The following is a 6,216-nucleotide window of genomic DNA, read 5'->3' on the forward strand; positions in this document are numbered from 1 at the left end:
CGCGGTTGCGGATGGCGGGGTGGGCGACATAGGGCGCCGCCGCGCGCAGCAGCGGCGCGTGCCGGGCGATCAGCGGGTCGGTCAGCGCCTCGGCATGCCGGGTCAGGGCGCCGATGCGCAGCTGGCCGGCTTCCATCCGCACGCCGCGAAGATCCTCGATCCGCGAGATGTCGATCAGCATGGCCGGCGACTGCAGCCGCAGCGCCAGCGCCGGCACCAGGCTCTGGCCACCCGCGATATAGCTGGCGTCGCCGTCGGCGGCGGCGAAGGCGTCGAGCGCCGCCGCGACCGTCTCAGGCCGTTGATAGCCGAAGGCAGGGGCTTTCAAGCCGCTCCTCCCTGGCGTGGTTCCGTCCCGTCCATGATGGCTGCCGTTTTCGGCTGTTGTTACCATTTGGTCACTAATTGGAAGCACGCGCCGATCGCAGCGTCAACAGAAATGACCACTTGGTCACTTTTGTGATGTAGGCTGTCGCAACGACGAGGCATCAGGGCGGCATGGCCGGGCGATGATGGGTGGGCGATGATGGCGCCGAAGACGGAAGCGGAGCGGCCGCGGCGGCGGAACATGCGGGCGCCGGAGCGTGAGCAGGCGATCCTGGACGAGGCGGTCCGCTTCTTCGCCGAGCATGGCTTCGAGGGCCAGACGCGGGAACTGGCGAAGCGTATGGGCATCTCGCACCCCGCGATCTACCGCCATTTCCCCAGCAAGGAAGCTCTGATCGAGCGGGTGTACGAACACGTGTATCTCAGCCGCTGGCAGCCCGGCTGGGGGCCGCTGGTGTGCGACCGCAGCCTGCCGCTGGAGGCGCGTCTGACCCGGTTCTACCTGGAGTATGTCGAGCGGGTGTTCGACTACGACTGGGTGCGGATCTTCGTGTTCTCCGGCCTCAAATCCTTCGATATCACCGGGCGCTACCTGACGATCGTACGCGAGCAGATCATCGAGCCGGCCTGCCGCGAGCTGCGCCACGAGCTGGGGCTGCCGCCGGAGGCGGAGCGCCCGTTGCAGGAGCGCGAGACCGAGATGTTCTGGGGGCTGCACGGGCGCATCTTCTACCTGGCGATCCGCCGCTTCGTGTATGTCACGCCGACCCCGGCCAGCCTGGACGACGTGGTGCGCGATGCCGTGCAGGGCTTTTTCGCCGGCACGCGGGCGATGATGGCCGGGCTGGTCGTAAATCCGGACCAGGGCTGACGCGCTTCGGGTGCGACAGGAAGCGCACGCGCAGGCAAGTGAAGCGGTCGACCGTCCCGAATCCGCATCGGACTTTGAAAGCCAAGCGCAGGCACGGCCGGCTCCGGCATCGCAGGTTTATGCTGAAGTGGCGTCCCCGGAGAGATTCGAACTCCCGACCCGCTGCTTAGGACGCAGCCGCTCTATCCGGCTGAGCTACGGGGACCCGGCGCCCTTATAGCAAGCCGGCGGGGGTGATGACACCCCCGCCGTGACAGGCCATTCGTCTTTTGCCGAGACGTCAGTCTTCGATGAAGCTGCGGTGGAAGGCGTTCATCAGTGGGTCGACCGCGTACTGCAATGCGGTGCGGGTCCCGGTCATGATCGACACGTCGGCGGGCATGCCGGCCGAGAGGTTGACCTGCGGCGCCACCCGCTTCAGCAGAGCCGGGTCGACCTCGACCTTCGCCAGGAAGAACGACCGCTTGGTGGCTTCGTCCTGGGTGCTGTCGGCGGCGACATAGACCACCGTGCCGTCGATCCGCGGCATGTTGCGCTGGTGATAGGCCGAGAAGTGCACCATCGCCGACTGGCCTTCCCGCACGACGTCGATATCGTTCGGCTGGACCTGGACGTCGATCACCAGCTTCTCGCTGCTCGGCACGATCTCCATGATCGGCGCGCCGGGCGACACCACGCCGCCGATCGTGTGGTACTTCAGCCCGACCACAGTGCCGTCGAGCGGCGCCACGATGCGGGTGCGGGTAACGACGTCACCGGCGGCGCGCAGCTTCTCGTCCAGCTGTGCCAGCTCCTTCTGGGTGGTGGAGCGTTCCTCGGCGATCTTGTCGCGGAAGTCGCTGTCCAGGGCCAGGATCCGCATCTGGCTCTCGCCGATGGTCTGCTCGGCCTTGGCGATGGACGAGGTGTCGGAGGCCTTCTGTCCCACGATCTGGGCCTGGCCCCGCTGCAACTGCAGCAGATGCGGCTTCGTCTCCAGTCCCTTGGCGACCAGCGGGGCGACGCTGTCGATCTCCTGCTGGATCAGCTCCAGCTGGGTTTCGCTGGATTGGATCTGCGCCTTCAGCCCGTTGATGTCCGACTGGCTCTGGTTGACGCGCTGCTCCAGGATCGACTTCTGCCCGGTGATCGATTCGCGGCGGGAGATGAACTGCTCCTCCTGCGCCTTGACCAGGGCTGCGCCCACCGGATCGCTGGCGGTCGCGTCCACCACCTCCTGCGGCATGGTGATCTGCGGCGCGCCGATCTGCTCGGCGTCGAGGCGGGCGAGGGCCGCCATATCGGCGATCCGCTGCATCTGCACCGTGTCGTAGGTCGCGGTATCGCGCGTCGCATCAAGCACCAGCAGGGTGTCGCCGGCCTTGACCTTGTCGCCGTCCTGCACCGTCAGCTCGCGGATGATGCCGCCTTCGAGATGCTGGATCGTCCGCTTGTTGCCTTCCGGGCTGACCGTGCCTTGGGCGACGGCGGCACTGGCCAGCGGCGCGACGGCAGCCCAGGCACCGAAGCCGAAGATGAAGACACCGATGACGGCGCCGCCGATCAGGCTCAGACGATTCAGGCCACGTGCGTTGCGCCGCAACGCGACGACGGTCTCATCCGGCAGAGCGGGCAGGCGGGGGCTGCTGAGGACGGCCGGTGGCAGTGGCTGTCCAGGCTCCTGAGGGATAAGCGACATTTTCGGTACTTCCCTTTGGCCCCGACGCGGTGTCGGCGGCACGTGGTCCTGCAATGCGGGCCAGAACTTCGGCCCGCGGGCCGAGCAGAGCGATTTCGCCTTCGCGCATCACCAGCAGGCGATCGGCGTCGGCGAGGATCTGGGGGCGATGGGCGACGATGACCACGGTCGTGCCCAACGCCTTCAGGCCGGTGATGGTGGTCATCAGCGCGGCCTCGCCATCCGCGTCGAGATTGGAATTGGGCTCGTCCAGCACCACCAGCTTGGGCTGGCCGAAAACGGCACGTGCCAGGCCGACGCGCTGGCGCTGGCCGCCGGACAGCGGCACGCCGCCGTCGCCGATCGGGGTGTCGTAGCCCTGAGGCAGCCGCACGATCATGTCATGCACACCGGCCAGCTGCGCCGCGGCGACGACCTGGTCGGAGTCCGGCACGCCCATGCGGGCGATGTTCTCGGCGACCGTGCCCGGGAAGATGTCGACCGCCTGCGGCAGGTAGCCCAGATGCGGCCCCAGCGTCTCCGGCGACCATTGCGCCAGATCGGCACCGTCGAACCGGACGGCGCCGTCGCTCGGCGGATAGATGCCGACCAGCAGCCGGCACAGCGTGCTCTTGCCCGAGGCCGAGGGACCGACCATGCCCAGCACTTCGCCGGCCGCGATCTCGAAGCTGACGCGCTTGATGATCGGCGTCTTGCCCTGCGGCGTCAGGAACACCAGCTTGTCGATCTGCACCGCCCCGGTCGGCGGCGGCAGGGTCAGGCCCTCCTGCCGCTTCGGGACGATGACCATGATCTTCTCGATCGAATTGTAGGACTGGCGGGCGCTGATGAATTGGCGCCAGGAGCCGATCGCCTGTTCGACCGGGGCCAGCGCCCGCGACAGCAGCATCGACCCGGCGATCATGCCGCCGCTGGTCAGCTCGCCATGCAGCAGCAGATAGGCGCCGACGCCCATCACAAAGGTCTGCACGAACATGCGGACGAATTTCGAGGAGCCGCTGATGATCGCCGACAGGTCGGCGCCATGCTCCTGCCCCTGCAGGGCGGCTTCCTGGTCCCGGCGCCAGCGCGTCAGCAGCTGCGGCAGCATGCCCATGGCCCGCACCGTCTCGGCGCTCCTGATCGCGCCTTCCGCCTGGCGCTGCGCCGTGACTTGCAGCTTGTTGGCGTCGGTCGTCGGGCCGCGCAGCATCTTCTCGTTGGTCAACGCCAACGCGAACAGGATGGCCGCACTGATCAACGCGGTGACCCCGAGCGCCCAGTGCAGCAGGAACATGACGATGATGAAGACCGGCGCCCAAGGGGCGTCGAACAGCGGCCCGATCGCGGGCCCGCCGATGAAGCTGCGGATCTGCGACAGGTCGCGCAACGCCTGGCCGCCGACCGGGGCGCCGAGCACGGCGCCGTTGACGCCGGTTTCGACCAGCGTGCCGGCCAGCTGGCGTTCGAACCGGGTGCCGATCCGGGCCAGCAGGGCCGAGCGCAGGCCGTCGAGGCAGCCGAGGATGAGGAAGGCGAAGCCGGCGATCAGGGTCAGGAACACCAGCGTTTCGATGTGGGCGCTGCCCACGACGCGGTCGAACAGCTGGTAGGAATAGAGTGGCGATACCATGATCAGCAGGTTCGTCGCGAAGCTGAATCCGCCCGCCACCAGAAACCAGGATTTGACCGATAGGAGGGCCCGGCGTGCCGCGCTCGGCGGTGTCGATTCACTTCTCGCCATAATCACCTTGTCCCCTGATCGACGTCCATTGGCTGCCCCGCCCGAACCCGACCGCTATATTCTGTTCGAGAAGCAGATCGCTCCGCTACCGGAAAGCGAACTGAATCCCCCCTTAGACCCGTAATTGAATAAAACAGACTTCACTCTTGAAACAGTGACATAGGTTACACCCTTTTTCGCATTAGATGATGCTTTCCCCGCGGCAAGATTCTGACTTTTTTGCGACTGATCCTTCGTGCTGGCGTTCGGCACAAGGCGCCGCTAGGATGCTTTCGCGATGGAACAAAGAAGCAACATGGACAGCCTGGCCCGGCTGCAGACCGCCCAGGTCACGCGCGGCGTGCGCCGTTGGCTGGCGGCTGCCGGCATGGTCAGCCTGCCGGAATTCTGCCTGCCGGATGGCCGACGAGCCGATGTCTTCGCGATCGATTCCGCAGGCCAGATCACGCTGATCGAGGTGAAGGTGTCGATCGCCGATTTCCGCGGCGACCGCAAATGGCCCGGCTATGCCGCCTATTGCGACCGGTTCTGTTTCGCCGTGCCGGAAGATTTCCCGCAGGAGCTGATCGCCCCCGAATGCGGCCTGATCGTCGCCGACGGCTTCGACGCGGCGCTGCTGCGCGCGCCGCCGGAACACCGCCTTGCGCCGCCGCGGCGCAAGGCCCTGGTGCTGGAATTCGGCCGGGTGGCGGCCCAGCGGCTGCACCTGCTGGAGGATGAGGGCGCGATCACCGGCTGGCGCGGCGTCGCGGCGATCTAGCCGGCCCGCATTTCTCTTGGCGCAGCCCTTGACCTTCCGGTTGCTGGAAGCCCCATCTTCCAGGCAACGATCCCGGACAAACGGTCCCAAGGAGGACGGAATGGAATTCCAGGTTGAAGGCATGACCTGCGGCGGCTGCGCCGAAGCGGTCAAGCGCGCGGTCCTCAAGGCCGCCCCCGGCGCTACGGTGGCGGTCGATCTCGCGGGCGGCCGGGTGGCCGTGTCGCCGGCGCCGGATGCCGCCGCGGTGGCGGCAGCGATCGACCGGGCCGGTTTCCGCACCCTGGAGGCCGGGTAGGGAACGGCCAGGTACGGGGCGGTCAGAAGCTGACGAATCGGTTCAGCCAGCGGCCGATCGGGCCGGTCAGCCGCAGCGTCCGCTCCACCACCGCCAGGCAGATGCAATCGGCGCCGGGCAGGGCGGTCGGCCGGTGGTCGATCGTCCCGTCCGTCACCTGCAGGTCGCCGATGCCGTAGAGTCCCTGGCCGTCGTCGAAGGCGCCCTGCAGCACCAGGGTGAACTCGGTGCCCTCATGGGTGTGCTGCGGCACGCCGACGCCGGCACGGACGCGGAGCAGACTGACGCGGCGGTCCTTGCGCCCCACCGTGAACACCGCTTCGGACACCCCCGGCAGCAGCCGCCGCCAGGTGACGCCGTCGAAGCGCGGGCCGATGTAGTCGCGCAGCGGCTGCGGGATGTCCGGCGGCGCCCCAATCGGGGCTGCGGGCGGCTTTGCCGCCGCCGGTGCGTCCAGCCGGGCCAGCACCGCAGCGAAGGCATCGTCGCCGATGGCGGCGCCGGGCAGGGTGTCCAGCAGGGCGCCGCCCATGGCGTCCAGCCGTGCGGATTCGGCCCG

At 67.8% G+C, this 6,216-nt stretch carries 8 protein-coding genes and 1 tRNA gene; 4 read left to right on the forward strand and 5 right to left on the reverse strand.

Annotated features, from left to right (window positions below; genetic code table 11):
• Positions 1 to 328, reverse strand: a 328-nt coding sequence (locus AC3XYG_RS32425; protein WP_489144014.1) for an FAD binding domain-containing protein, incomplete at its 3' end; no start/stop codon positions are given.
• A gap of 195 nt (positions 329 to 523) precedes the next feature.
• Between AC3XYG_RS32425 and AC3XYG_RS32430 the strand changes: the two genes are divergently transcribed.
• Positions 524 to 1,198, forward strand: coding sequence for a TetR/AcrR family transcriptional regulator (locus AC3XYG_RS32430; protein WP_489144015.1), 675 nt, complete (start codon positions 524 to 526; stop codon positions 1,196 to 1,198).
• 128 nt (positions 1,199 to 1,326) lie between these two features.
• On the opposite strand, the gene AC3XYG_RS32435 is transcribed toward AC3XYG_RS32430, so the two are convergent.
• From AC3XYG_RS32435 to AC3XYG_RS32445, 3 genes are all read right to left on the reverse strand, one after another.
• Positions 1,327 to 1,403: transfer RNA gene (locus AC3XYG_RS32435), tRNA-Arg, on the reverse strand.
• A gap of 75 nt (positions 1,404 to 1,478) precedes the next feature.
• Positions 1,479 to 2,780, reverse strand: coding sequence for an HlyD family type I secretion periplasmic adaptor subunit (locus AC3XYG_RS32440; RefSeq protein ID WP_489144016.1), 1,302 nt, complete (start codon positions 2,778 to 2,780; stop codon positions 1,479 to 1,481).
• Between the two features lie 13 nt (positions 2,781 to 2,793).
• Positions 2,794 to 4,599, reverse strand: a complete 1,806-nt coding sequence (locus AC3XYG_RS32445) for a type I secretion system permease/ATPase (RefSeq protein WP_489144017.1) — start codon at positions 4,597 to 4,599, stop codon at positions 2,794 to 2,796.
• Between AC3XYG_RS32445 and AC3XYG_RS32450 the strand changes: the two genes are divergently transcribed.
• The 3 genes from AC3XYG_RS32450 (at position 4,487) to AC3XYG_RS32460 (ending at position 5,657) form a co-directional block, all read left to right on the forward strand.
• Positions 4,487 to 4,723 (forward strand): hypothetical protein, encoded by a 237-nt coding sequence (locus AC3XYG_RS32450; RefSeq protein ID WP_489144021.1) that lies wholly within the window; start codon positions 4,487 to 4,489, stop codon positions 4,721 to 4,723. The two genes, AC3XYG_RS32445 and AC3XYG_RS32450, sit on opposite strands and share 113 nt — an antisense overlap.
• A 153-nt stretch (positions 4,724 to 4,876) precedes the next feature.
• Positions 4,877 to 5,359, forward strand: coding sequence for an MmcB family DNA repair protein (locus AC3XYG_RS32455; RefSeq protein ID WP_489144018.1), 483 nt, complete (start codon positions 4,877 to 4,879; stop codon positions 5,357 to 5,359).
• Between the two features lie 100 nt (positions 5,360 to 5,459).
• The gene (locus AC3XYG_RS32460) at positions 5,460 to 5,657 is read left to right on the forward strand and encodes a heavy-metal-associated domain-containing protein (RefSeq protein ID WP_489144019.1); all 198 of its coding nucleotides are present in this window, start codon (positions 5,460 to 5,462) and stop codon (positions 5,655 to 5,657) included.
• A 22-nt stretch (positions 5,658 to 5,679) separates the two neighbouring features.
• Here the strand turns inward: AC3XYG_RS32460 and AC3XYG_RS32465 are convergent.
• Positions 5,680 to 6,216 (reverse strand): ChrR family anti-sigma-E factor (locus AC3XYG_RS32465; RefSeq protein ID WP_489144020.1); only part of this gene is annotated, 537 nt, incomplete at its 5' end.

The sequence above is a fragment of the Inquilinus sp. genome (assembly GCF_057815775.1).